Source organism: Halarchaeum grantii (assembly GCF_014647455.2).
Taxonomy (GTDB): Archaea; Halobacteriota; Halobacteria; order Halobacteriales; family Halobacteriaceae; genus Halarchaeum; species Halarchaeum grantii.
Window position 1 is genome coordinate 111,290 of the sequence record NZ_BMPF01000005.1, and the last position, 25,517, is coordinate 136,806.

Sequence of the window (25,517 nt, forward strand, 5' to 3'; positions counted from 1 at the left end):
GACTCACGGGACCTCACCCCGCTCGCGGCGCTCGCCCAGTTCGGCGGCGTCGGCGGCGACGAGCGCGTCGAGGAAGCGCCCGAGCGTCCCGTAGACGCCGGTGTCGTACTCCGCGTCGAGCGCGTCCGCGACCCCTTCGGCGAGGACGCCGAGGTGGCGGTCGAGGAAGTCGAGGCGGGCGCCCGCCGCGCCCTCGTCGGGGTCGAGCGCCGCGCGTCGCGCGAGGTAGCCCGCGAACGCGAGTTCGAGGCGGAGGTTGTCGTGGTTGTCGCGCGCGTCCTCGTCGACGGAGAGCCCGTAGTAGTCGTAGGCGCGCGCGAGGTCGACGTTCACGTCGCCCCACGAGACGTCCGAGCGGTACTCGACCTCGTAGAGGGGAACGGGCGGGCCGCTCGTGGCGAGCGAGCCGTCCGTGCGGTCCTCGTACTCGGCGAACCCGACCGCGAAGAGGTCGTTGTAGCGCGCGGCGAGCGCCTCGTACTCCTCGTCCGTCGTGAGCTCGGGGACGTCGACGTCGAGCGCCGTCCGGTCGAGGAGGCGGCGACACGTCACCTCGAACGTCCCGTCGCGGAGGTCGCGGTGGAGGGGTTCGTCCGGGTGCTCGAACGCCCGCGCGAGCAGGCGGTAGAGCTCGCCGCGCGCGGCGGCGTCCGCGTCGAGGTCGGCGGGGTCGATACGGTCGGCTGCGTCCGTCGTGGTGGTGGCGTCGGTGGATGTCATCGGTCTCAGTTTCCTCCGTCGTCGTCTCTGGCTCGCCGGACGCCCTCGACCGTCATCGCGACGACGAGGACGACCGCGAGACCCGCGATTCCCCAGAGGATGGTCTCGTAGGGCGGGCCGCCGTCGTCGGGCGCGAACGGCAGGTAGTACCACTCGCTGACGGCCTTGTGGCCGCCGCGCTCCATGTTCGCGCCGTCCCAGGTGGCGAACGCGACGTTCAGGTCGTTCTCGAGCGCGACGTCGGTCCGGTTCGGGCTACTCGCGTGCAGGTCGCGGTGGAAGACGACCGCCCAGTGGCCGTCCTCGTAGGTCGCGTTCGCCGCGACCGTCGCGTTCGCGAAGCGCGTCGTCGTCCCGGGGCCGCCCGCGAGCAGTTCGTCCGTCCCCTCGGCCGCGCTCCACACCCAGACGTTCACGGGCGTGCCCGTCGACCCCATCGAGATGGGCGGGCGGGCGCTCGCGTTCACTGGGAGTTCGATCGCGGCCTTGTCGGGGAACTGCCGCGGGCCGGTGGCCGAGCGGTTCGCCGTCGGGTCCGCCCACTCGAGGCGGACGTAGAGTTCGCGCTCGGTGCGGACGACGCGGACGTTCGCGCGCTCGGCGGTGACGTCGGAGGCGTTCGGCGCGCCGCTCGGCGCGCTCGCCAGCGGCACCTCGACGCCGGAGGTGTTCAGCCACGCGTCCGCCCCGGGGTCGGCGAAGCGCGCGCCGTCGTCGACCTCGTGTACCGGGATCTCGTAGGCGGGGCGGCCCGCGACGACCGCCGGCCCGACCGCCATCGCGACGAGCAGGACGGCGGCGAGCACCGCGAACGCCCGGCGGCGGCGGTCAGTCGGCACGGCCCTCCCCCTCATCGAAGACGTCGAGGCGGTACTGTCGCGCCGGGTTCTGGTCCTGGAGGATCTCCATGAGCTCGCTCTCCCCGCCGTTCTCGACGCGCGTCCGGTGGCGCTCGATGGTGTCGAGGGCGTCGTGGACCTGCTCGCCGAAGAGGTCCTCGAGGTAGTTGCGCGGGATGCGCTCGACGTCGATGGTCTCGCCGTCCTCGGAGTGCTGGGGCGGCGCGAACGGCGGGATGTAGTAGACGTTCGGCTGCGTCCGGAACTCCGGGTGGAGGCGGAGCGCGACGCCGTACTCCTCGACGAGCTTGTAGATGGGGCCCTTCGGGTCGTCGAGGAAGCCGACGAGGCGGAGCTGGGTCGGGCACTGCTCCGCGCACGCCGGCGCGTGCGTCTCGCCGTCCGGCCCTTCGCCCTCGACGCGCGGATAGCAGAAGAGGCACTTCTCCGACTTCTTCCGCTGGGCGTTGTAGTAGATCTTCTTGTACGGACAGCCCTCGACGCAGTAGCGATAGCCCCGGCAGCGGTCCTGGTCGACGAGGACGATGCCGTCCTCGGCGCGCTTGTACACCGCGCTGCGCGGGCACGCCTCGACGCAGGAGGGATGCGTGCAGTGGTTGCAGATGCGCGGGAGGTAGAAGTGATAGGAGTTGGGGTACTCGCCGGCGCCCTGGTCCTCCTCCCAGTTCGGCCCCCACTGCGGGTCCTGCTCGGGTTCGACGTGCTCGCTCTCGCCGGTGAAGAGCGTGCTCTCGTAGTCGAACTCCCACGGCTCGCCGTAGTCCTCACCGTCGGGGATCTCGCCGACCTGCCGGTCTGTGTGGTCGTCGGACTGCCAGCCGCCGCCGAGGTCCTCCCAGCCGCGCGGGTAGCCCTCGCCGGGCTTCGTCTCGACGTTGTTCCAGTACATGTACTCGCGGCCGCCGGAGTCCGTCCAGAGGTTCTTGCAGGCGATGGTGCAGGTCTGACAGCCGACGCATTTGTTCAGGTCCATCACCATCGCGACCTGGTGGTCGATGCCGTCCGCGATGTCGACGCCGTCGGGCGTCTCGGAGGCCTCCTCGGCGCTCACTGGCCCTCACCCCCCTTCTTGCGGACGTCGATACGGACGTCACTGTTCACGCCCGTCGGTCCCCAGTAGTTCGGGGAGAAGGAGAGGTGTTCGCCCGAGTCCGCCGGATACTGAACGAGTTGAGTGGGCTTCATGTACATCGGAACGAGCGCGTTGAAGTTCTGGTGGTCGGGGAACTGATACATCTCCCACGCGTGGTACATCGTCGCCGACCCCTCCGGGCTCGCCGGGTAGATCTTCGCGACGGCCTCGACCTCCGCGAGGTCGTTGAAGAGGACGACGTCGTCGCCGTCCTCGATGCCGCGCTCCTCGGCGTCGCCCGGGTTGAGGTAGACGACGGGTTCGCCCCGGTTGAGCCGGAGCATCTGCGGGTGGTCGCGCCACGTCGAGTGGATCGACCACCGGCCGTGGGGCGTGTTGTACTGGAGCGGGTAGTCGTCCTGCATCGTCTCCGGGGACTTGTGCGTCGGGAGCTCCTCGCCGAGGTCGAGGAACCAGTCGTGGTCGATGTAGTACTGCTGGCGCCCGGAGAACGTCGGCCACGGCTCCTTGTCCTGCACGAAGTCCTTCCACGGCGCGTACGCCTCGCCCTCGTCGAGGTCGGACGTCCAGTGGCCGCCCGCCGCTTCGAAGCGCTGGGGCTGCTCGACGATGTCGTCCACCGTGACGTGGTTCTCGCTCTCCTCGGGGTTCGTCTCCTCGGAGTGCTCGAGGACGAAGTCCACGGCCCCGCGGTCCTCGGCGAGCGCGCCGGGCTCGCCGCTGATCCAGTCCCGAACGTAGTCGTCGTGGATGGACTGGAGGTCGATCTCGCGGTCGAACTCGCGGTCGTCGATGGGCTCGACGCCGCGCTCGGTGGCGACCTCCTGTATCTTCGCAGCGAGCTCGCGGAAGATCTGCCAGTCCGTCTTCGCCTCGCCGAGCGGCTCGATGGCGGGCGTGAACGGATGCACGTAGGAGTGCATGTCCGTCATCGAGAGGTCGTATTTCTCGTAGTGGCTCGCCGCCGGGAGGACGATGTCCGAGTAGAGCGCCGTCGAGTCCATCCGGAAGTTGACGTCGACGACGAGGTCGAGTTTCGGCCAGAGCGTCTCCTCGACGGCGACGTTCCCCTTGGACTGGTTGAAGTAGTTCCCCCGCCAGACGAACATCGTCGAGGGGTCGGGGCGCGTGCCGTCCGGGCGCTCGGCGGGGTACATCGGCATCCAGTCCTTCTCGAGGGCCTCCTCGACGCGCGCGACCGTCTCCGGGTCGGCGTTGTCGAGGACGCCGGCGTGGTAGTACGTCCAGAGCGTCGTCGGGACGCCGCGAACGTCGCCGGTGGGGAAGGAGAGGCTCTTCCAGCCGTGCGTCGTCCAGATCTTCTCCTGGCCGACGTAGTGGTCGAAGCCCGTGCCGTTCTCGCCGATGTTCCCGGTGAGCGTGCAGAGGAGCTGGATGGCGCGGTTCCCGAGGTCGTTGTGGTACCAGTCGTTGACGCCCTTGCCGTGGATGATCTTCGCCTTCTCGGCGTCGGCGAACTCGCGGGCGATGCGCTGGAGCGTCTCCGTGCCGACGCGCGTCTCCTCGTGGACGGCCTCGGGGGTGTACTCGGCGAGGCGGTCGGTGAGCTTGTTCCACACCGTCGTCACGGGGACGCCGTCGACGGTGAGGTCGGCGTCGAGGCGGGGGTCGAAGTCGAGGGTGATGCTCGACTCGGCGTCGTACTTGCCGTCGCGGACGCCGAGCGACCCGGGCGCGACCCGGACGTCGCCCCCCTGGTCGCACATGAGGAGCGTCTTGTCGTTCCCCATCCCGACGTCGCTCGCACGGAGGTACTTCCCGGTGTCCTCGCGGACGAGCAGCGGCATGTCCGACTGCTCTTTCAGGTGCGCCTCGTCGTAGCGGCCCTCCGAGACGATGGTGTGTGCCATCCCGAGCGCGAGCGCGGCGTCCGTCCCCGCCTTCGGACTGAGCCACTCGTCGGTGTGGATGGCGGTCTGGGAGTAGTCCGTGAAGATCCCGACGCGCTTCGTGCCGTCGTAGCCGGCGTCGAGGAAGTACTTCGCGTCCGGGATGCGCGTGACGTTCACGTTCGACCCCCACGCGATGAGGTAGTCGGCGTTGTACCAGTCGGCGGCCTCCGCGTTGTCCGTCTGGTGGCCGTACGTGAGCGGCTCTCCCGGCGGCAGGTCCGAGTACCAGTCGTAGAAGGAGTGACTGACGCCGCCGAGGAGGTTGACGAGCCGACTCCCCGAGGCGAAGGAGACCGGGCTCATCGCCGGGATGGGCGTGAAGCCGCTGATGCAGTCGTAGCGCCCGGCCTCGACCTCGTCGACGACGTGCTCGGCGATCTCCGTGAGCGCCTCCTCCCACGTGATGCGCTTCCACTTCCCCTCGCCGCGCGCGCCGGTGCGCTTCAGGGGGTGCTTGATACGCTGCTCGGCGTTCACGTAGTCCGAGTAGCACGCGCCCTTGTTGCACCCGCGCGGGTTCGGGTCCGGGAGGTCCTCGTCGAACGTCGGGTAGTCGGCGGCCTGCTCCTCGCGCCAGACCTGCCCGTTCTTCACGTAGACGTCCCACGAGCAACTGCCCGTGCAGTTGACGCTGTGCGTCGAGCGCGAGATCGAGTCCCAGTCCCACTTCTCCCGGTAGAAGTCCTCCCAGTCCCGATAGGGGTAGTCCCCGATGGGGTCGGAGACGACTTCGAGGCCGGTCAGTCCCTCCTCGCGAGCGGCGGAGAGGCCGCTGATGCCGAGCGCGGCGGCCGTCCCCGCGCCGGTGAGGAAGCTCCGGCGCGAGAGGCCGCCGCCGTCGTCGGTCGTGTCACGATCCGTCCGTGGTGCGTCGTTGGTCTCACTCATTGTCGTATCAGTCGTCGGCAGGTCGTTCGTCGACGGTTCGGTCGGCGGGGTCGTCGCCGCGGAGCGCGTAGTAGGTCGCGAGCGCGCCCGCGGTCGGCCAGACGAAGATGGCGATGGTCAGCGCGGTGTTGACGGGGCCAGTGCCAACCCCGAGCAGGTTCGCGAGCAGGTTGTTCATCCCCGCGATGGAGGCGATCATGACCATGAGGACGCCCGCGACGCCGACCGCCGTCGCGACCGGGCGCGCGAGCGGGTCCGCAGTGAAGTGGACGCTCCGCTCCTGGGGCCGGACGAACGGCCACGCGAACACCGCGAGGAACACCAGCCCCGAGAGGCCGACGCCGGCGAGGAACTCCGGGGAGAAGTGGAAGCCGGCGACGCTGAAGTTCAGCCACGTCGGCCAGAGCTTCAGGAAGCCGTAGACCCACATGAGGAACCAGTCCGGCATGATGACCGCCGGGGTGCTCGCGGGGTCGTGCGGGCCGTACTCGGCGACGTTGTGCACGGGGAGGAACCCCGCGAGGAGCGACGTCGTCGCGACGGTGAGGAAGAAGACGACCGCGCTCACCGCCGTCTGGTTCGGGACCGCAGGGAGGCCGATGACGACGTCGCCGTCGTCGCGCTCGACCGTCCCGCGGCTCGTCTCGACGTCGTCCTCGCGCGCCGCCTCCGTGTGCTTCTGGTGGACGAGAATCGCCATGTGGAGCGCGATGAAGCCCGCGATGAGCAGCGGGACGACGAAGACGTGCAGGAAGTAGAGGCGCGGAATCGAGGTGTTCGTCGGGTAGTCCCCACCGAAGACGAGCTGCGCGAGGAAGTCCCCGAGGAGCGGGATGGAGCTCGCGAGGTTGAACCCGATGGACGTCGCGGTGGTCGCGAACTCGTCGAAGGGCAGCGAGTAGCCCGTGTAGGCGGCGAGCATCGCGAGCGCCGCGAGCACGACGCCGACCGCCCAGTTCGCCTCCCGGGGCTTCCGGTACGCGCCCGTGAAGAAGACGCGGAGCATGTGGAGCGCGATGGAGGCGACGAAGATGTGGGCGGCCCAGTGGTGGAAGCGCCGCACGAACATCCCGAACGGGACGTCGTAGGTGAGTTGCAGGACGGAGGCGAACGCCCCGGGGAGCTCTTGGCCCTGATAGCGGACGACGCTCCCGTGGTAGGTGACGGACTCGATCGACGGGATGTAGAAGAGCCCGAGGTACGTCCCCGTGAGGACGAGGACGACGAAGCTGAAGAGCGCGACTTCGCCGAGGAGGAAGGAGTCCTCCGCCGGGAACGACTTCCCGAGGTAGGGCTCGAACACCTCCGTCTCGAAGCGCTCGCTGACCCACGCGGTGAGGCGGCCCATCGTCACCCACCTCCCGCGCCGACCGGCGCCTCGAAGTCGCCGATGGCGATGAGTTCGCCGCTCTCCGTCTGCGTGATGGGGAGCTGGGGGAGCGGGCGCGGCGGCGGCCCGCCGACGACGGCCGCCCCCTGCGTCGGGTCGTACTTCCCGAAGTGACAGGGGCAGACGAGCGGGTTCTCGTTCTCGCCCCCGACCATGCAGCCGGCGTGCGTGCAGACCTTCGAGTAGGCGGCGTAGCCCTCGACGACGGAGTCCATCCGCGTCTCGCCGCCATACTCGCTCTCCTCGTAGCGCACGAGCACCGTCGGCGCCTTCGCGATTCCCGGGTGCGTCGCGGGATAGACCGTCATCCCCTCGCCGTAGTCGAGCGCCTCGGTCGTCACGCGGTTCCCGTCGCCGTCGACGAGGTGAACGCCCTCGGAGTAGATCGGCCCCGTGTACTCCTGCTCGAAGACCTTCGTGAGGCTCGCGACCGGCGCCGCGAGGCTCCCGACGGCCGTGAGGCCGCCGACGGTCGCGAGCGCTTGGGCGTAGCGCCGGCGCGGGAGCGAGCGCCACGCCGCCGTGAAGATGCTCGGCGACACGCTCTCGCCCCCGTCGTCGTGCGGGCACGACTCGCAGGCGTCCGATTCGTCGTGGTCGTGATCGTGGTCTGATCGAGTCATGCGCGATGGCTCCGTTCCTCCGCGACCTCGACGTGCGGCATGAACCACGCGTAGTAGGCGATCGTCGACCCCGCGAGCGAGAGGAACATCCCCGCGAGGTAGACGCCGAAGAACTGCGTTCGCGCAAGCGTGAGGTACTCGCTCGTGAACAGCGCCGCGAAGACGATCGCGAGGACGGTCAGCCCGCCCATCGCGACGAGTCCGGTGACGTCCTCGCTCGGCGCGTGGTACGCCGCGACCCATCGGTCCTCCGTCTCGATCCACGGGAACGTCGTCCCCTCGTCCGGCGGCGTCGACGCTTCGCCGTCCGCCGGCCGGACGAGTCGGTCCATGAACCGGTGGGTGGCGACGAGCGCGACGACCAACCCGAACAGCGCGAGCCAGACGACGACGCCGACCTCGCTCGGCATGAGCTCGTTCGGCGTCGCGACGAACCCCGAGAGGGGGCGGATGCGGGATACGGACTGGTCGATGGCGATCTCCTCGACGTGGCCGTAGTCGTTGAGCGCGACCACCCACATCGGGACGAGGACCGAGGCGACGAACCCCGATACGATCCAGAGCCGTGTCTTTCGTCTCATATATTGCTATCGTTCATCTGCTTCAGTCGCGTCTCGACACACGAGGAAGTCGGCACGAAACAGGAATAGAGGAGTGCCCCGTATGCGGTGGTGTTTTAAGTACCCGGGTGGGTGGATCCGGCCGTCACGACGTCGAGGAAGACCCCGACAGCGGGACGAAGTCCGCCTCCGAGAGCGGCGCCCCGCAGAGGACGCACCCGGCGGCGAGGAGGTCGTCGCGCATGGCCGCGTCGACCGCGAATGACTCCGCGCAGGACGGGCAGCGGACCCGGTATTCGGCCTCGGTCATCGGTGCAGACGGGTACCGGCGTCTACTGGGTAACCACTCACCCCCGATATGGCGGGCCACTTTACGGACCGTGAAAGCCCTCGATACCGTGGTCGGGTCGTGAAGGACGGACGACGCGTCGATACGCATGATGTCCATCGTAGACAGCGTCACCGACCTCGTCGGGGAGACGCCGCTCGTCCGCCTCGACTCCGTCCCCGGGACGGTCGTCGGGAAGCTCGAGTCGGCGAACCCGACGCACTCCGTGAAGGACCGCATCGCCGTCGCGATGCTCGAGGCCGCCGAGGAGCGCGGGCGCCTCGACGACGGGACGACGATAATCGAGCCGACGAGCGGCAACACCGGCGTCGGTCTCGCGGCCGCCGCCGCGGCGAAGGGGTACGACCTCGTGCTCACGATGCCCGAGTCGATGAGCGAGGAGCGCCGCCGCCTCCTCGCGGCGTTCGGCGCGGACCTCGTGCTCACGCCGAGCGCGGACGGCATGGACGGCGCCGTCGAGCGCGCGCACGACCTCGCGGCCGACACCGAGGGCGCGTTCGTCCCCGAGCAGTTCGAGAACCGCGCGAACCCGCGCGTCCACCGCGAGACGACCGGGCGCGAGATCTGGGAGGCGACCGACGGCGACGTCGACGTCGTCGTCGCGGGCGTCGGCACTGGCGGCACGATCACCGGCGTCGCCGAGCACCTCGTCGAGGAGCGCGGGGCGGACGTCACGGTCGTCGGCGTCGAGCCCGCCGGCTCGCCGGTCCTCTCCGGCGGTGACCCCGGCTCGCACGGCATCCAGGGGATCGGCGCGGGCTTCGTCCCGGACGTCCTCCGCACGGACCTCCTCGACGACGTCGTCACCGTCGAGGGGGCGGCGGCCGAAGAGCGAACCCGGCAACTCGCGACCGAGGAGGGCATCCTCGCCGGCGTCTCCTCGGGCGCCGCGCTCGACGCGGCCGCACGCGTCGCCGCGCGCCCCGAGCACGAGGACGACCGCGTCGTCGTCGTGCTCCCGGACACCGGCGAGCGCTACCTCTCGACGGACCTCTTCGCCCACGAGTGACCGAGCGCACCGGCTGACGCCGCGCGGCGCGCTCCGAACTCTCGCGACGCGCGCTCGATCGGCGGAAGCCGTTATGCCCGTCGAGCGCGAACGCGTCCGCGTGCAGTCCCACGACCGCGCGGGGAGCGTATCCGCGACCGCCCGAAGCCGGAGGCTGGGGGTGCGACCACGGTGACGGCGGCGCACCTCCCGGTCGAGCACCTCCCACCGCTCGCGACGCGCGTCGACGAGGTGCTCGCGGACGTCGGGTACGAGGTGGCGGCCGCCACGGACGCCATCGACGACGCCGTCCCCGGCTACGGCGGGCTGTTCGACCCCGCGACGACGCCGGCCGAGTTACGGGGCGCGCTCGACGACCTCCGCGAGACCGGCGTCACCCGTCCGCCGACCCCCGAGCCGTCGGGCGACGCGTTCGTCCTCTACGTCGACGGGAGCTCGCGCGGCAACCCCGGACCGGCAGGTGCGGGGGCGGTCATCGTGGACGCCGAGGGGGCGGAGCTCGCCCGCCTCGGCCGTCCCGTCGGCGCTCGCACGGGGAACAACACCGCGGAGTACGTCGCGCTCCACCTCGGGCTCACCGAGCTGCTCGCGCGCTACGACCCCCGGACGCTCGAAGTCCGAATCGACTCCATGACCGTCATCCGCGACGTCTGGGGCGGCGAGGCGCCGAGCGAAGCGGGCGTCGAGTCGTACAGCGACGCCGTCGCGGCGGCGCTCGCGTGCATTCCGAGCCACCGCTACACGCACCTCGCCGACAGCGACCCGAACCCCGCCGACGCGCTCGCGACCGTCGGTGCCGACATCGCGGCGCTCGGCCCGTGAGCGCGCTCAGTCCCGTGGCGCGCCCGGTGACGCCTCGGGGTCGACGGTGACGAGCCGCTTCACGTGTGACGCGTCGGCGTAGCGCTCGTGGATGCGCTGGTCCCACAGGAGCGCGCCGAGGCCGACGCCGTCCGCGACGCCCGCCGCGCGTTCGACGGTCGCTGGCGAGCGTTCGCGCTCGGCGCACACGAACACGAGGGCGGCGTCGCGCTCACCGCCGCCGACGCGCGGCGATACCCACGTCGGGTCGTCGTCGTCCGGCAGTCGGATGGCGAGTCGGCCGACGCGGCCGTCACCGGCGACGACGCGAACGTCGCCGTGCCCGAGCGCGCGCACGGTCGGCGTCATCATCGCCTCGAAGAGGTCGGCGAGCAGCGAGCTCACGACGAGGGGCGACACCGCGTCCCGGTCGATGGGGACGACGAGGTTCAGCGCCGCGGTGAGTTCCGACGGGACGTCCGAGAGCCCCTCCGCGACGAACACGGAGCACGCGCCGGTGGAACGCGCGAGGTCGTGCGCGCACCCGACCACGCCGGCCTCGTCGGCGTCCCCCGTGAGGAAGACGAACGCGGCGTCCACGACGGCGTCCCGGAGGCTCGCGGGCGTCTCGGGCGGGTCGTCGACGGTCCGGAGCGTCGCCGCGGTGTCGGTGTCGATCCGTTCGACCGACGCGGTGCCCGCGGCTCCGAGGCCGACGACGACCACCGCGGGCTCCCAGGCCGGCGACTCACTCATCGACGTGCGTCGGCCTCACGGTCCGTCGCGCTCGGTCGGGTCGGTCGGAGTCGGTGCCCTATCGGCGTCCCAGCGTGGTGTGCGTTCCCCGTCACCGGGCGGGTGATTCGGCTCACGTGCGGATAAAGCGATGGGGTGCGCTCTCGTGCCCACACGCCGGGCGCTCGGACGCTCCGCGGTTCACGCTCCGAATCAGACGGTCGTCGTCGCGACGTCGCCGCTCGGCGTGCGACGGACGGCGGTGAGGTCGTCCCGGGTCTCGACGAGGACACCCTCGCCGCCGGGCGACCCGTGATTCATCCGAATGACGTTCCCGCAGACGACGTTCCCGTTTCGGGTGGCGCGGGCGTGCTTCGTGTGGCCGACGACCTGCGGCGGCGCGGAGGCGTCGAGGTGCGCGAAGTCCATCCAGCAGAGGCCGGCGTCCGGCCCGCGCCCGCCGTGGCTGTCGCCGATACCGAGGATGGCCGCGTGCTGCGACGCGAGGCGGCGCTGGACGCGTTCGTCGCCGCCGTCGCGCGCGAGGAGTTCGCTCGCGGCGTCACGCAGGGCGTCGTTCACGTCGCCGACGTCGAAGGGGTCGTTGCGCCCGGCGTGACTGTACGTGTAGTCGTATCCGTCGAACGCGGCGGTGACGGCGCCGTCGGCGACGCGTTCGAGGAACGCGCGGCGCTCCTCGGGGGAGAGGGAAACCGAGTACTCAGTGCGCCACCCGACGAGCGCCGGGAGGAGGACCGCGAGTTCGTGGTTGCCGATGTGGTAGCGCACGCGTCCCGGTGGGGCCTCGCGCTGGAGGCGCCGGACGAGGGCGAGACACTCCGCGTTCGCCGGCCCGCGGTCGATCAGGTCGCCGTTGACGACGAGGACGTGGTCGTTGTCCGCCCAGTGGAGCGTCCCGTCGTCGTCGGCCGTCACGACCGGGTCGAACGCGTCGGTCTCGCCGACCGCGCGCAGCGCGCGGCGCGCGTCCGCGAGGTAGCCGTGGACGTCGCTGACGTGGACGACCGTCGGGGCGCCGTCGAAGGCGTCGACCGTCGCTGGCGGCGTGGACATGGACCGGGATTGCGTCTCGTCCGGGGTAGGTCTTTCTCCGAACCGCGGCGTCGGCGCCGCGCGCGTCGCACGTGGCCACAGCCCCGTCGACATAACTATACGTTATACCTATACCGAATAGCTATACTCGAATGGCCGTCGCGCTCGCCCCACGGCATCGGCAGCGCGCGAAACCGGCGGGTCACTCGTCGTCGGCGTCGGTCGACTCCACCGGCTCGGTGATCCGGAGCGTCCCGTTCGCCTCGTAGAGATAGCCGCGCTTCAGGAGGCGCTCGACCGCGTACTCGCTGTCGCTGTGCTCGGCGGAGACCGCGTCCGCGTCGTCGAGAACCGCGTAGGCCTCCTCGTACGTGAGTTCGCCGTGCGGGCCGTCGGCGGCGTCGACGAGGGACGCGTAGGCCTGCTGGACCCACTCGGGGAGCGGCGGTCGCGGGTCGGACGGATCGGGGAACGGAACCATTGGGTTTCGTGACTCGTGGTGTGGCCTACGGCCGGCGGGCACGTGAACGTTCCCACCGACGCCACGTCGCGCTGGCGCTCGCGAACGCCCATGCGCGCGTCGCCGTGGGACTACTCGCGGACGCAGTCGGGGGACTCTGAGCCGGTGGGCGTCGAGTCGTCGGAACCCTCGAGTACGAGCGCGAGTGCGAACGCGGTCGGGGACGTGCTCGGCGCCGACCAAGGTTTATCGACGTGACGCTCCTCAGATGCGGTAATGACCGAGACACCGGACACGACGGGGGCGTCGAGCGCGGGCGAGCGACGCCGGACGCTGACGGTCACCCTCACCGTCCCGGAGATGGACTGCCCGTCGTGCGCGCAGAAGGTCGAGAAGGGCCTGCGTCGCGTTGAGGGCGTCGTCGAGACGGCGCTCCGACCGACCACGGGGACGGCGACGGTGACCTACGACCCCGAGCGGGCGAGCGACGCCGACGTCGCCGACGCCATCGAGGGGGCCGGCTACGAGGTCGTCGGTCGCGATGCCGACGACGCGGACGACGCGGAGCGCGAGGAGGTGCGGGTCGCGCCGCCGTCCGAGGTCTGGACGAGCGCGCGTGCGAAGAAGACGTGGGTCGGCGCGGCGCTCGTCGCCCTCGGCCTCCTCTTCGAGTTCCTGCTCACCGGGCAGAACGCCCCCGTCGCCAGCGTGCTCGACTACCCGCTCCGCGTCGCCGACTGCCTCTTCCTCGGCGCGATCGCGGTGAGCGGCGCGCCGGTCGTCCGAAACGGCTACTACTCCGCGCGGGCCCGCTCGCTCGACATCGACCTCCTGATGGGAACGGCGATACTCGCCGCGACGGGCATCGGTTACTTCGTCGAGGCGGCGACGCTCGCCGTCCTCTTCAGCGTCGCGGAGTTGCTCGAGGAGTACGCGATGGACCGGGCGCGCGACTCGCTGCGCGAGCTGATGGCGCTCTCGCCGGACGAGGCGACGGTCGTGCGCGATGGCGAGGAGGTGACGGTGCCCGCGGCGGCGGTCGCGGTCGGCGAGACGGTGCGCGTCCGGCCGGGCGAGAAGATACCGCTCGACGGCACCGTCGTCGAGGGCGAGAGCGCCGTCGACGAGTCGCCGATCACAGGCGAGAGCGTCCCCGTCGACAAGGGCGTCGGCGACGACGTGTACGCGGGGTCGATCACCGAGGAGGGCTACCTCGAGTTCGAGGTGAGCGCGCCCGCCGCCGAGTCGACGCTCACCCGAATCATCGACCTCGTGCAGGGCGCCCAAGAGCAGCGGACCGAGACCGAGCAGTTCGTCGACCGCTTCGCCGGCTACTACACGCCCGCCGTCGTCGCGCTTGCGATACTGACCGCCGTTCTCCCGCCGCTCCTCGTCGCGGGAAGCGTGACCGTGGACGTCGCGGGCGTCACGCACACGGTCGCGGGGGACTGGCGGACGTGGTTCGTTCGCGGGCTCACCCTCCTCGTCATCGCGTGCCCGTGTGCGTTCGTCATCTCGACGCCCGTCTCCGTCGTCTCCGGGATCACGAGCGCCGCGCGGAACGGCGTACTCATCAAGGGCGGCGTCCACCTCGAAGCGATGGGGGACGTCGACGTCGTCGCCCTCGACAAGACCGGGACGCTCACGAAGGGCGAGCTCGCGGTCACGGACGTCGTCGCCGTCGGCGACGCGGACGAGGGAGACGTCCTGCGGTACGCGGCGGCGCTGGAGCAACGGAGCGAGCACCCGATTGCGACGGCTGTTCTGGCGCGCGCCGACGAGGCGGGCGTCGACTACCCGGCGTTCGAGGCGTTCGAGAGCATCACCGGTCGGGGCGTCCGCGCGACCGTCGACGGCGAGACGTACTACGTCGGGAAGCCCGGACTCTTCGCGGAGCGAGGCGTCGACCTCGACGCGCGCGGCCGGCCGGACGGCGGGGCGCTCGACGACGCCGAGCGTGACGGGCGTTCGGGGAGCGTTCGGGAGACCGTCGAGCGCTTCGAGGCCGAGGGGAAGACGGTTGTCCTCGTCGGGACGGGGACCGACGTGCTCGGCGTCGTCGCGGTCGCGGACGAGGTGCGCCCGGGCGCGGCGCGGGCGGTCGCGCGCCTCCGCGAGCGCGGCGTTTCGCGCGTCGTGATGCTCACCGGCGACAACGAGGGGACGGCGCGCGCAATCGCGGAGCGCGTCGGTGTGGACGCCTATCGGGCCGAACTCCTCCCGGAGGAGAAGGTCGAGGCCGTCGCCGACCTCCGCGAGTCTGACGGCGACGTCGCGATGGTCGGCGACGGCATCAACGACGCGCCCGCGCTGGCGAGCGCGGACGTCGGCATCGCGATGGGGGCCGCCGGCACCGACACCGCGCTGGAGACGGCGGACATCGCCCTCATGGGCGACGACATCGACAGGCTCCCCTACCTCTACGCGCTCTCGAAGGAGGCGAACGGCGTGATCCGCCAGAACATCTGGGCGAGCCTCGGCGTGAAGGCGCTGCTCGCGCTCGGCGTCCCGCTCGGCCTCGTGAACGTCGCGATGGCGGTCGTCGTCGGCGACATGGGGATGAGCCTCGGCGTGACGGGGAACGCGATGCGACTCTCGCGGATCCGTCCGGAGAGCGTCCGCGACGACGCGACTACCGGCGAGTAGCGCGATTCGGGGCCGGGTCGCGGGTGTGGGCTGTGTCTACCGAGGAGAGTCGGCTCGCGAACCGGAATTAGATTCGTCTAATTATGAGATTCGGTAGAAGAAACTTTATAGTTAGTCGGTCTCGGGGACGGTAGACAGTCGTATGCGTCACCCCTCTCCACTGCGGTCGGCTGCCGGCACTGCGCGCTCGCGGACACGCCACGGTCCCGCGCTCGCCCGTCGAGGCCGCGAATGACCGCGAGCAGCCACACTCTCGGCGCGCTCCCCGCCGCGCTTGGCATCGGCGTCGAGGACGCCCTCGACGTCCTCGTCTTCTCCGTGCGCGACGGCTTCGTGCAGGTGAGCGCGTTCGTCGCCGTCACCGTCCTCGTCTTCAGTTACGTCCAGTACCGCACCGACGGCCGCATCGTCACCTACCTCGAGAACAACGAGCGCATGCAGCCGCTCGCCGGCGCGCTCCTCGGCCTCACCCCCGGCTGTGGCGGCGCCATCATCGCGATGCCGCTCTACATCCGTGGCACCGTGAGCTTCGGCACCGTCGTCGCCGCGCTCGCCGCGACCGCCGGCGACTCCGCGTTCGTCATCCTCGCGCTCGCCCCCGAGGCCGCGCTCTACGCCTACGGCCTCGCGTTCGTCGCCGCCGTGCTCTTCGGCTACGCGATCGACCTCTGGGGGCTCGGCATCGGGCGCGTCGACGCCGCCGTGCGCCGCATCGGTCGCCCCGTCACCGACGGCGGCTTCCGGACTAGGAGTGTGGCGGCCGGCGGCCCGAGCGTCCCCGACTTCGAGGGGGGAGCGCACGCCGAGCACGGAGACGGCGACTCCGCCGATACACGGATGGTGACGCTCACGCACGGCGTCCACGTCCTCTGGTGGGTCGTCGCCGTCGCCGGCCTCCTCGCGGGCGTCACCTACCTCGTGCGCGGCGCGCCGGACGTCCCGCTCACCGTCGGCCTGACGTTCGCCGGCGTCTTCACCGTCGCCGGCCTCACCGGCACGCTCGCGTCGTTCTATCTCCACTTCGTCGGCCGCCACTACATCGGTGCGGGCGCGGCCGGCCGCATCCGCGACGACTTCACGAGCGCGTACGCGACCTTCCAGCACGCCGCGATGGAGACGAGCATGGTAACGGTCTGGGTCATCGCCGCCTACCTCATCTACGAGTACAGCATCGCCGTCTTCGGCATCGAAATCGCCGCCATCGCCGCTTCCGTCGGCGTCCTCGCACCCGTCGGCGGCGCGCTCCTCGGGCTGATCCCGGGCTGTGCGCCCCAGATCGTCTTCGCCGAGATCTACGCCGAGGGCGGCCTCCCGTTCTCCGCGCTCGCCGCGAACGCCGTCAGTCAGGACGGCGACGCGCTCTTCCCTCTCTTGGCCATCGACGCGAAAGCCGCCGTCGTCGCCACCATCTACACGACCATCCCCGCGCTCGTCGTCGGCGTCGCCCTCCACTACCTCTGGCCGCACGCCCAGTTCGGCTTCGGGGTGATATAGATCTACGACCGCATCCTCGTGCCGACGTGAGGGAGACGCTGCGCGACGTCGGCGAGGCCCGTGACGATGCCGACCGGAAGTCGGAGGGGGCTGAGCGCGAGGCGCGCGTCGGCGCTGGCCGGGACGTCCGATACGGTCAGCTCCCCGCGTCGCGTTCGGCCTCGATCTCGCGCGCCCGAGCGAGAACGGCGTCGTCGTCGACGTGCTCGAGGAGTCGCTTCTGGCCGCGCTCGGCCGCCGCCGCGAGCGCCTCGGCGTCGCGATACGTGTCGAGTCGGCGGTCGATCTCCCGCTCGCGGACTGCGGCGACGCGCTCCTCCTCGAGGTCGACGTCGTCGGGAACGCGCTCCGCGAACCAGTCGCGCCACGTGTCGCGCTCCGTCCACTCGCCGCTCAGGTCCGCCTCGCGGCGCACCCAGTCGTAGTGGTCGGCGACGGCGTCCGGATAGCCGCGCTCGCGCCGGACGTCCGCGAGGAGCGTGCGCGCGGTGCGCGCGCCCTGCCCGGCGGCCATGATCGCCTGCGCGTCCGCCGTGCTCGTCGGCGACGCGACGTAGACGCCGTCGATGGGCGTCCGGCCGTCCGCGTCCGGGTAGTCGCGGTCGAAGTGCTCGTGGGTCTCCCCGTCGTGCTCGTGCGACTCGAACATCGCGTCTGTATCGCCGAGCGCGCGGAGGTAGTCGCCGTCGTAGCGGGTCGCGGCGACGACGCGGCGCGCCGTCAACTCCCGGCCGTCCTGCGTCTCGACGGCGAAGCCGTCGCCGTCGCGCGTCACGGTCTCTACGAGGTCAGCGACGAGGTCGGCACCCGCCTCCGCGACGTGCTCGTGCAGCAGGCCGTAGAACGTCTCGATGTCGATGCCCGCGGGGAAGCCGAGGTAGTTCTCGAGGTACGCACAGCGCCGGAGGGAGGCGGTCCCACGGTCGAAGACGGCGGTGTCGAGGCCGTAGCGCGCCGTGAAGACGGCGGCCGAACAGCCGGCGGGGCCGCCGCCGACCACGACGACGTCGCGGTCGAACTCGTCCTCGTCGTCGGCCTCGTCTACGTTCGGCATCGTCAGCGCTCCCCGTTGATGACGTCCGCGACGCGCTGGCGGTCGAAGAACTGCTCGCTCTCGGGAATCTCGGGATACGGCCCCTCAGTGTACGTGGGCCACTCGCCGAAGACGTCGGGGTAGAGCTGTTTGGCCGTCATCTCCAGCTGGAAGAGGTTGAGGACGGGGCCCTGGTAGCGGCCGCCCTGCGGGTAGATATTGCCGTTCTCGACGGCGGGAATCGTCGCGCCGACGGGGTCGTCTTCGAGCGACGACCGGATCGCCGCCATGTCGTAGCTCGGGTGGAGGCCGCCGAAGACGAGGATGACGTCGGGGTTCGCCTCCGCGAGCGACTCCATGTCCACCCGCGAGCCGGACGTCACGTCGTCGCCGAACGCGTCCACCGGCTCGAACGGGCGGACGTGCGCGCTGAGGAAGCCGGGCGTGTCGACGTTGTAGACGTAGGGCGCGGCGGGGTCGCTGAACCCGCCCATGACGATGCTCGGGCGCTCCGCCTCTGCCGGGAGGCCCGACTCGATGCGGTCGAGCACGTCGTCGTGAATCGCGGCGAGCGCGTCGTACTTGGCCTCGTCCTCGAAGACCTGCGCGACCTTCTCGAACTGCTCCCAGAGCGTGTAGTACTCGTACGCGTCGGCGTAGGCCGCCGGTGGCTCGGAGTGGCTGTCGCTGAACGTGTTGCCGAACCACGGCCCGACGTTCTCGCTGATCTCCGCGATGTCCTCAACGGTCCAGTCGTCGAGCGCGACGACGCTCGCGGGGTCGGCGAGGTGGACGTCGCTGTCGAGTTCGTAGAGTTTCTCCTTCGAGGTGGTCCACGAGGAGTAGCGGCCGGTCCAGTCGAGTTCGACGCCGGGGAGGCGCGGCGTGAACTGGTTCCAGAGCGCGTCGTAGTAGTCGGGCGCGTGCAGCGCGTTCACGTCGTTCCCGCGTCCGAGCGCGAACGCCATGCCCGCGAGGTGGGTGAGCCGCGTGAAGATCGTCTCCGGGACGGCCTCGAACGTCACCTCCCCCATCGGCGCCATCGACACCGTGTACGAGGCGTCGGCGGTCGCCTCGGTGGACGTGGAGTCGCTCGGTGTCGTCGTTTCGTCGGCTCCGGTGCCAGTACAGCCGGCGAGGAGGCCCCCGCCGAGGACTGCGCCGCCGTACGTCAGGTAGTCCCGACGCGTCGGGGCGTCGCGACCGGTGGCGTCTCGTGCCATAGGAATTAGGCTAGCCTAAAAATATAAAACGCTTCCGGGATTTAGGCAGGCCAAAAGTAAGGGCGGGCCGGGGCCCGCGCGGAACCCCACAGTGCGGACACGCCGCGTCGGGTGCCGTGATGGCCGCGACGGCGGCGTCCATCGTCTCGCGGACCGCGTCGAACGCCCCCCATCGAGGTGGGCGCGAAGGTCGCGGGTCGTCGAGGGGGACGGTGAGTCGTCCATCGGGTAGCCGTCTCCGGGACACTCTCGCCCGCCGTAGCTCGATCTTTTCAGGTTCGGCTAAATGGACGTCACGGAGGGAAACATCGAAGGAATAGTGGCGGGCATCGCGCCACGCGACGGCGGGGAGACGGGGTGAGCGTGAACTCGATATACACATACGTAATCCGTCTGTTAATCGTAGCTACCAAATACGTTATATTATAGAGACGGCCGACGTGACGGCCACGTTTCGAGAGCGGTGACGAATCGCTTCGAACGCGGGGCCACGTTCGATACGGCGCCTAGCCGCCTCGCGTTAGCGTGGCTTGACACCGCTATGGGAACGAATAGCGGCTCTCGGCGGTACAATGATGGCGTGGGCCGACGCGGACGGGGTCGAGGCGTTCGATAGTCGTGAGGTCGACGGCTCCGGTCGTCTGCGGCAGAGATAGATGCGCTATCGGCGTCGACAGCGCGGCGGGAAAGAGCGCTCGCACGTCGCGTCGACATCGCGATCAATACGGCCCAGTCGCCGTCCGTGAGCGCGTTACTCCGCGAAGTCCTCTCGAAAAAGGAGATAGTTGATATAGTAGAGGGGTCGTATAGGGTGAACATTGAATGTCGCGTGACGTGGGGGTCGAGAGCCGCCGTGGTTACGGTCGACGGCACAGCCCTCAGCGGTGCGTCTCGGCGGCGACTTCGACGCCGGCGGCGACGAGCGCCTCGCGAATCGCCTCGGGGACGGCGGCGTCGGTGACGAGCAGGTCGATCGCGTCGTGTGAGGCGACGCGGAACGCGTGGCTCTCCGCGAACTTCGAGTGGTCGGCGACGAGGACGACGCGCGCCGCGTTCTCGATGAGCGCGCGCTTGGCCTGCGACTGCTGCATGTCGCGGGCGCTCAGGCCCTCACGGTCGACGCCGTCCGTCCCCAAGAAGAGGACGTCCGCGTTCGTCTGCCGGACGCGCTCGTCCGTCCACGGGCCGACGCAGTCGTGGCCGTCCGGCCGATACGTCCCGCCGGTGAGGTGCGTCTCGTGGCCGCGTTCGGACAGCTCGTGCGCGATGGCGGGCATGCGCGTGACGGCCGTCATCGAGAGGTCCTCGGGCACCTGCTTCGCCACCTCGATGAGCGTCGACCCGCTGTCGAAGAACGCAACCTGCGTGTCGCGCACCTCCGCGACGGCGCGCTCGGCGATGGCGCGCTTCTCCTCGACGTTGTACACGCGTCGCGTCTCGTACGGGCGGCCGTGACTGATGACGGGCGTCGCGCCGCCGTGCGTCCGCTCGAGGAGACTGCGCTCCTCGAGGTCGCGGAGGTCGCGCCGGATGGTCGTCTCCGAGACGCCGATCTCGGTGGCTAACTCGGCGACCGAACAGCCGTCCCGGTCGTTGACCAGATCGACGATGGTCCGCTTCCGGCGTTCGGGGAGCATACGTACGCATCGACTCCCGCGCGAATATACCTTTGCTCCCGTGGCGGGACACGACCCGTCGGTCGGTGCATCCTCCTCAAATAACCCTATATTAACGGAAGGTACGCAGAAATAATCAGGGGGTGAGGTTTACAGCGCTATGCTCGTAACGAACGGTCGGGACGGGCCATCGGCGAGCGCAGTCGATGGAGAACCGACGCGCGCACGGCCGTCCGAACTCGGGCACCGGGTTCGGTGGTGACGGACTGGCGGGCGAGGCGTGGGCGCTCGGCCGTCGTTCCCGGTACGGACGGCCGAAAACAATCACGTGGCGTCGCGCTCGACGTGTCGGACGCCCGAGGAACAAGAGTCATTTACCCCGCCGTCCAGTATCCGGTATGTCCCACGACTCAGCCACGGCGCTCCGCGAGTGCTACGCGCACGCGAGGGACGGGCGATACGGGTTCTTCGCGAGCAACGTCACCCACTTCGAGGTGCTCGTCGGCCTCCTTCGGGGAAGCGCGAGCGCGCGCTCGGACCTCGTCGTCCAACTCGGCGAGGAGGAGGCGGCGTTCTTCGGTGACGGCGACCCGGCCGCCGGCGTGCGCGTGTTCGGCGCGTGCCTCGACGCCTTCGCCGCGCGCTACGACATCGACGTCTACTGCAACATCGACCACATCCACCTCCCGGAGAGCGTCGGCTTCCTCGAGGCCGCGCTCGACTCGGGCGTCCCGGACTCCGTGATGGTCGACGCCTCCGACGAGGCCTTCGAGCGCAACGTCGAACTGGTCGCGGACGCCGTCGAGCGCGTCGGCGACGACGTGCTCGTCGAGGCCGAACTCGGCCGCATCGCTGGCGTCGAGGGCGGCACGGAGACGCCGGACGACGAGGCCTTCTACACGGACCCCGACGACGCCGTCGAGTTCGTCGAGCGGACGGGCGTCGACCTGCTCGCGGTGTCAATCGGCACCCAGCACGGCGTCGCGTCCGGGCGCGACCTCGACGTCCGCCCCGACCTCGCCGCCGACATCGACGCCGCGCTCCGGGACGCCGGCCACGAGACCGGGCTCGTCGTCCACGGCGCCTCCGGCCTCTCCGACGAGCGCATCCGCGAGCTGCTCGAGGCCGGCGTCTGCAAGTTCAACAAGAACACGCGTTACCAGTACGAGTTCGCGCGCACGCAAGCGGACTTCTACCACGAGCACGCGGACGCGATCCGCCCGCCCGAGGGCGTCCCCGACGACCGCGACGGGTTCTTCGCGGACAGCGACTGGTCGCCCGAGAAGGCGCAGTTCCACCCGCACGTCGTCTCCGAGGAGGTTCGGGACCGCATCGCGTCGGTGATGGCCGACCTCTGTGAGCTGACCGGGAGCGCGGGCGAGAGCCTGCACGAGACGCGATGAGCGAGGCGGAGCCCGTCCTCGTCGGCATCGACGCGGGGCTGACGAACGTCACGGTGACGGCGTTCGACCCGTCGGGCGCGGCGCTCGCGAGCGCGTCCCGGGACACGCCGACGGCTGAGGCGGCGCGCGGGCGCGACGAGCAGGACCATGACCGCCTCTGGGGCGTCGTCTGCGAGGCGACGGCGGCGGTCGTCGCGGACGACGCGGTCAGCCGGGACGCCATCGCGGGCGTCGGCGTCGCCGGGCACGGCCACGGCCTCTACGGCCTCGGCGCCGACGGCGAGCCGGTCTGCGGCATCAAGTCCACGGACAGCCGCGCGCTCGACGCGCTCTCGGACGCACAGCGCGAGGCGGCGACCGAGCGCCTCGGCTGGAAGCCGTTCGGCGCGGACCCGTTCAGCCTCCTCGTCTGGCTCCGCGAGCACGACCCCGAGACCTACGAGCGCCTCGACACCGTGCTGTTCTCGAAGGACGTCCTCACCCACCGGCTCACCGGCGAGCGCGTCACCGACACCTCCGAGGGGAGCGTCTTCTACGGGCCGGACGGCGACTACGACGAGCGCGTCTTCGAGGCGCTCGACGTCGCGGCGGCGTTCGACGCGCTGCCGTCCGTCGTCCCGAGCACCGACGCCTGCGGGACGGTGACGGCCGGGGCGAGCGAGCGGACCGGGCTCCCCGAGGGGACGCCGGTCGCCACGGGGCTCCACGACGTCGCCGCGTGCACGCTCGGCGCGGGCATCGTCGATCCCGGTGACGGCCTCGTCATCCTCGGGACGTGGGGCCAGAGCGTCGCCGTCCTCGACGACCCCGACGACGGGGACGCCGGCCTGCCGCGTCGCTACCTCGACGGGTGGCTGCGCTACGAGGGCGTGCGCGCGGGCGCGGCCTGCCTCGAGTGGTTCGTCGAGAACTGCGGGAGCGACTGGCGCCGCGAGGCCGCAGAGCGCGGCGTCTCCCCGTACGTCGTCTACGAGGAGGCCATCGAGGACATCCCGCCGGGCGCGAACGGCCTCGTCTTCCACCCCTACCTCGAGGGGGCGACGGACGCGCCGAACAGCACGGGCGGGTTCTACGGCCTCCGCCTCGAACACACGGACGCGCACATGCTCCGGGCCGTCTACGAGGGCATCGCGGTGACACAGGCGCGCGGACTCGACGCGATCACGTCCGACCTCGACGCGATCCGGCTGACCGGCGGGGGCGCGCGGAGCGCGACGTGGGCGCAGATGGTCGCGGACATCTCGACGCGACCGGTACAGGTGCCCTCGGAGCGCGAGACGGGGGCGCTCGGTGCGGCGCTCTGCGGCGGCGTCGCCGCCGACGTCTATCCGGACGCCGACGCGGCGGTCGAGCGCGCGGTCGGCACGGCGGCCCGCTACGATCCCGACCCGGCGACGGAGTCCCAGTATCGGACGCTCGGCGAGGCGTTCTCGCAGATCGCAGACGCGATGGCCGAGCCGTGGGAAACACTCAAGACCCTAGGCGAAACACGATAGCGTGATGGAGTTACTACTCTGTGGTGACCCGCAGCAGCCGAGCGAGTACATGCACGAAGCCCTCGGCCGCCTCGAGTCGCGCGGCGTGACGTTCGAGCGGATGGACTGGATGGGCGACGCCTCGCCCACCGAGTTCCGGAACGTCACGATGGACATGGAGGCCGACGGGCCGGGCAGCTACGACACGGACGCAATTGCGGCGAACCTCGACGGCGTGGACGGCCTCGTCGTCCACAAGGCCCCGGTGTCGCGCGAGCTCGTCGAGGGCGCGGACCTCTCGGTGGTCGCGGCGGCGCGCGGCGGCACCGAGAACGTCGACGTCGAGGCCTGCCGCGAGAACGGCGTGACTGTCCTCCACGCGCCCGGGCGGAACCGCGACGCCGTCGCGGACTACGCGGTGTCGATGCTCCTCTCGCGTTTCCGCGAGATCCCGTTCAACCACGCCGACCTCTCCGGTGGGGAGTGGAACCAGGTCTTCGACCCCGACGAACTGCCGCCGGACGTCCGCACGACGACGGTCGGCATCGTCGGCTTCGGACACATCGGCCGCGGCGTCGCCGACCGCCTCGCCGGCTTCGACCCAGACCTCCTCGTCCACGACCCGTACGTCGACGACGCGGAAATCCGCGAGCGCGGCGCGGAGCCCGCGTCCCTCGACCGGCTGCTCGGCGAGTCGGACGCCGTCACGCTCCACGTCCGGCTCTCCGAGGAGACCGAGGGGATGCTCGGCCGCGAGGAGTTCGAGGCGATGAACGACGCGGGCTTCCTCGTCAACACTGCGCGCGGCGGCCTCGTCGAGACGGACGCGCTCGTCGACGCCGTCACCGAGGGCGACATCGCGGGCGCCGCACTCGACGTCTTCGAGGAGGAGCCGATTCCGGACGGCCACCCGCTCCTCGATCTCGATGGGGTGGTCCTGACGCCGCACGTCGCCGGCTCGACGCGCGACGCCGTCCTCGGCGGCCCGCGCATCATCGCCTCGCAGCTCGAGGCGTACCTCGACGGCGAGACGCCCGAACACACCGTCGAGTAGGGACGCGCCATCGTGGCGTCACGGCCGACGGCGGCGGAGAGCGTATCACGGGCAGGCCGACGTCGTGGTCCGTGCCGACGCGTCCGCCGACGCGGAACGCTCGGTTCGCGGGGGGTGGTGTTCTACAGGTACAGTTCCGTATCCGCGGTGGTCGCCACCGAGGAGCGCGCCGGAGCGGAGCTACCCGGCGAGGCGACTGCGGGCGTAGCCCTGCGCGTACGCGCCGAGGAACATGCCCGCGACCGCCCAGAGGACGGGCAGGTTCCCGATGCCGACGCTGGCGTAGGCGGCGCCCGGGCAGATACCCGAAATCCCCCAGCCGACGCCGAACACCGCGCCGCCGAGGACGACGTTGCGGTCCATGGCCTTGACGCGCCGCGTGTACGCGCGGCCGGTGAGCGGCGCGCGCTCGAGGAAGGTCGTCCCGACGAAGAACGCGAGTCCCGTCACGACGGCGGCGCCGCCCATGACGAAGAGGAGACCGAGGTCCTCGAACTGGAGGAAGTCGAGGACGACTTCGGGTTTCGCCATCCCGCTGACGGCGAGCCCGAGTCCGAAGACGAGCCCACCAGCGAACACGACGGGCGCGAACAGCGCGCTCTCGCGCTCGCTCATGGACTCACCCCGAGCGCGGCGACGAGTTGTGCGGTGCCGATGGCGAACGCCATGAACGTCGCGACGTTCGCGAGCGACGTCCCGGAGAGCGACCCGACGCCGCAGACGCCGTGCCCGCTCGTACAGCCCTTCCCGAGGCGCGTGCCAACTCCCACTAGGAGGCCGCCGCCGAGCAGGCGCCACCACTGGACGCCCGTCGTCCACGCGCCGGGATCGGGTGCGAGGACGAACCCCCAGACGGCCGCACCGGCGACGATACCGAGCGTGAAGACGACGCGCCAGTCGCGCGACTGCACGTACTCGTGGCGGTTGAAGCGCTCGACACCCGAGACGTAGGAGAGCGTGGACTCGAGGAACGTGCTCGCGCCGGCGATGATGCCCGTCGAGAGGTAGATGACGGCGGCACCGAGGCCGACCAGCGCGCCGCCCGCGAGATACGGGAGGATTCCCCTCGGGAAGAGCGAGTCGAGCCCGAGCGCGAGGAGCGGTGTGAACGCGCTCATG

The 25,517-nt window shown here is 70.6% G+C and carries 23 protein-coding genes; 7 read left to right on the forward strand and 16 right to left on the reverse strand.

Features of this window, described 5'->3' with window-relative positions; genetic code table 11:
• Positions 1-3: 3 nt before the first annotated feature.
• From IEY12_RS13835 to IEY12_RS13870, 8 genes are all read right to left on the reverse strand, one after another.
• Positions 4-720, reverse strand: coding sequence for a molecular chaperone TorD family protein (locus IEY12_RS13835; RefSeq protein ID WP_188884248.1), 717 nt, complete (start codon positions 718-720; stop codon positions 4-6).
• Positions 721-725: 5 nt separating this feature from the next.
• Positions 726-1,499, reverse strand: coding sequence for an ethylbenzene dehydrogenase-related protein (locus IEY12_RS13840; protein ID WP_425433172.1), 774 nt, complete (start codon positions 1,497-1,499; stop codon positions 726-728).
• Positions 1,500-1,548: 49 nt separating this feature from the next.
• Positions 1,549-2,631 carry a nitrate reductase subunit beta gene (gene narH / locus IEY12_RS13845; protein WP_188884250.1) on the reverse strand — a complete coding sequence of 361 codons (1,083 nt, stop codon included), beginning with the start codon at positions 2,629-2,631 and terminating at the stop codon, positions 1,549-1,551.
• A complete protein-coding gene (gene narG, locus IEY12_RS13850) occupies positions 2,628-5,474 on the reverse strand; it encodes a nitrate reductase subunit alpha (RefSeq protein ID WP_188884251.1) in 2,847 nt (948 codons plus the stop codon). The genes narH and narG overlap by 4 nt, the downstream gene beginning before the upstream one ends.
• Positions 5,475-5,481: 7 nt before the next feature.
• Positions 5,482-6,822, reverse strand: coding sequence for a cytochrome b (locus IEY12_RS13855; RefSeq protein WP_188884252.1), 1,341 nt, complete (start codon positions 6,820-6,822; stop codon positions 5,482-5,484).
• Positions 6,823-6,824: 2 nt separating this feature from the next.
• Positions 6,825-7,487, reverse strand: a complete 663-nt coding sequence (locus IEY12_RS13860; RefSeq protein WP_188884253.1) for a QcrA and Rieske domain-containing protein — start codon at positions 7,485-7,487, stop codon at positions 6,825-6,827.
• Positions 7,484-8,068 (reverse strand): hypothetical protein, encoded by a 585-nt coding sequence (locus IEY12_RS13865; RefSeq protein ID WP_188884254.1) that lies wholly within the window; start codon positions 8,066-8,068, stop codon positions 7,484-7,486. The genes IEY12_RS13860 and IEY12_RS13865 overlap by 4 nt, the downstream gene beginning before the upstream one ends.
• Before the next feature lie 124 nt (positions 8,069-8,192).
• Positions 8,193-8,357: a DUF7560 family zinc ribbon protein gene (locus IEY12_RS13870; protein ID WP_123079232.1), complete on the reverse strand. Its 165-nt coding sequence runs from the start codon at positions 8,355-8,357 to the stop codon at positions 8,193-8,195.
• 130 nt (positions 8,358-8,487) lie between these two features.
• Between IEY12_RS13870 and cysK the strand changes: the two genes are divergently transcribed.
• A complete protein-coding gene (gene cysK, locus IEY12_RS13875) occupies positions 8,488-9,405 on the forward strand; it encodes a cysteine synthase A (protein ID WP_188884255.1) in 918 nt (305 codons plus the stop codon).
• 171 nt (positions 9,406-9,576) lie between these two features.
• The gene (locus IEY12_RS13880; protein ID WP_188884256.1) at positions 9,577-10,227 is read left to right on the forward strand and encodes a ribonuclease HI family protein; all 651 of its coding nucleotides are present in this window, start codon (positions 9,577-9,579) and stop codon (positions 10,225-10,227) included.
• A gap of 6 nt (positions 10,228-10,233) precedes the next feature.
• On the opposite strand, the gene IEY12_RS13885 is transcribed toward IEY12_RS13880, so the two are convergent.
• The 3 genes from IEY12_RS13885 to IEY12_RS13895 form a co-directional block, all read right to left on the reverse strand.
• Positions 10,234-10,962 carry a hypothetical protein gene (locus IEY12_RS13885; RefSeq protein ID WP_188884257.1) on the reverse strand — a complete coding sequence of 243 codons (729 nt, stop codon included), beginning with the start codon at positions 10,960-10,962 and terminating at the stop codon, positions 10,234-10,236.
• Between the two features lie 192 nt (positions 10,963-11,154).
• Positions 11,155-12,015, reverse strand: coding sequence for a metallophosphoesterase (locus IEY12_RS13890; RefSeq protein WP_188884258.1), 861 nt, complete (start codon positions 12,013-12,015; stop codon positions 11,155-11,157).
• A gap of 181 nt (positions 12,016-12,196) precedes the next feature.
• A complete protein-coding gene (locus tag IEY12_RS13895; RefSeq protein ID WP_188884259.1) occupies positions 12,197-12,475 on the reverse strand; it encodes a hypothetical protein in 279 nt (92 codons plus the stop codon).
• Between the two features lie 255 nt (positions 12,476-12,730).
• Between IEY12_RS13895 and IEY12_RS13900 the strand changes: the two genes are divergently transcribed.
• On the forward strand, positions 12,731-15,100 hold the full coding sequence (locus tag IEY12_RS13900; RefSeq protein ID WP_188884260.1) for a heavy metal translocating P-type ATPase: 2,370 nt from the start codon (positions 12,731-12,733) through the stop codon (positions 15,098-15,100).
• Positions 15,101-15,331: 231 nt separating this feature from the next.
• Entirely contained in the window at positions 15,332-16,594 is a 1,263-nt protein-coding gene (locus IEY12_RS13905) for a putative manganese transporter (protein ID WP_188884261.1), read from the forward strand.
• Positions 16,595-16,730: 136 nt separating this feature from the next.
• Here IEY12_RS13905 and IEY12_RS13910 read toward each other — a convergent pair whose 3' ends face one another.
• From IEY12_RS13910 to glpR, 3 genes are all read right to left on the reverse strand, one after another.
• Entirely contained in the window at positions 16,731-17,648 is a 918-nt protein-coding gene (locus IEY12_RS13910) for an FAD-dependent oxidoreductase (protein ID WP_188884262.1), read from the reverse strand.
• A 2-nt stretch (positions 17,649-17,650) separates the two neighbouring features.
• A complete protein-coding gene (locus IEY12_RS13915) occupies positions 17,651-18,850 on the reverse strand; it encodes an ABC transporter substrate-binding protein (RefSeq protein WP_188884263.1) in 1,200 nt (399 codons plus the stop codon).
• Between the two features lie 878 nt (positions 18,851-19,728).
• Positions 19,729-20,487 (reverse strand): HTH-type transcriptional regulator GlpR, encoded by a 759-nt coding sequence (glpR, locus tag IEY12_RS13920; RefSeq protein WP_188884264.1) that lies wholly within the window; start codon positions 20,485-20,487, stop codon positions 19,729-19,731.
• Between the two features lie 377 nt (positions 20,488-20,864).
• Between glpR and fba the strand changes: the two genes are divergently transcribed.
• From fba to IEY12_RS13935, 3 genes are read left to right on the forward strand one after another with little or no spacing between them, the layout of a single operon-like run.
• Positions 20,865-21,869: a class II fructose-bisphosphate aldolase gene (gene fba / locus IEY12_RS13925; protein ID WP_188884265.1), complete on the forward strand. Its 1,005-nt coding sequence runs from the start codon at positions 20,865-20,867 to the stop codon at positions 21,867-21,869.
• Complete coding sequence (locus IEY12_RS13930; protein WP_188884266.1) at positions 21,866-23,365, forward strand: FGGY-family carbohydrate kinase; 1,500 nt, start codon at positions 21,866-21,868, stop codon at positions 23,363-23,365. Before fba ends, IEY12_RS13930 begins: the two co-directional genes overlap by 4 nt.
• Before the next feature lie 4 nt (positions 23,366-23,369).
• Entirely contained in the window at positions 23,370-24,398 is a 1,029-nt protein-coding gene (locus tag IEY12_RS13935; protein WP_188884267.1) for a 2-hydroxyacid dehydrogenase, read from the forward strand.
• 180 nt (positions 24,399-24,578) lie between these two features.
• Here IEY12_RS13935 and IEY12_RS13940 read toward each other — a convergent pair whose 3' ends face one another.
• Complete coding sequence (locus IEY12_RS13940; protein ID WP_188884268.1) at positions 24,579-25,013, reverse strand: DUF6691 family protein; 435 nt, start codon at positions 25,011-25,013, stop codon at positions 24,579-24,581.
• Entirely contained in the window at positions 25,010-25,516 is a 507-nt protein-coding gene (locus IEY12_RS13945) for a YeeE/YedE family protein (protein WP_188884269.1), read from the reverse strand. Before IEY12_RS13945 ends, IEY12_RS13940 begins: the two co-directional genes overlap by 4 nt.
• Between the last annotated feature and the right edge of the window lies 1 nt (position 25,517).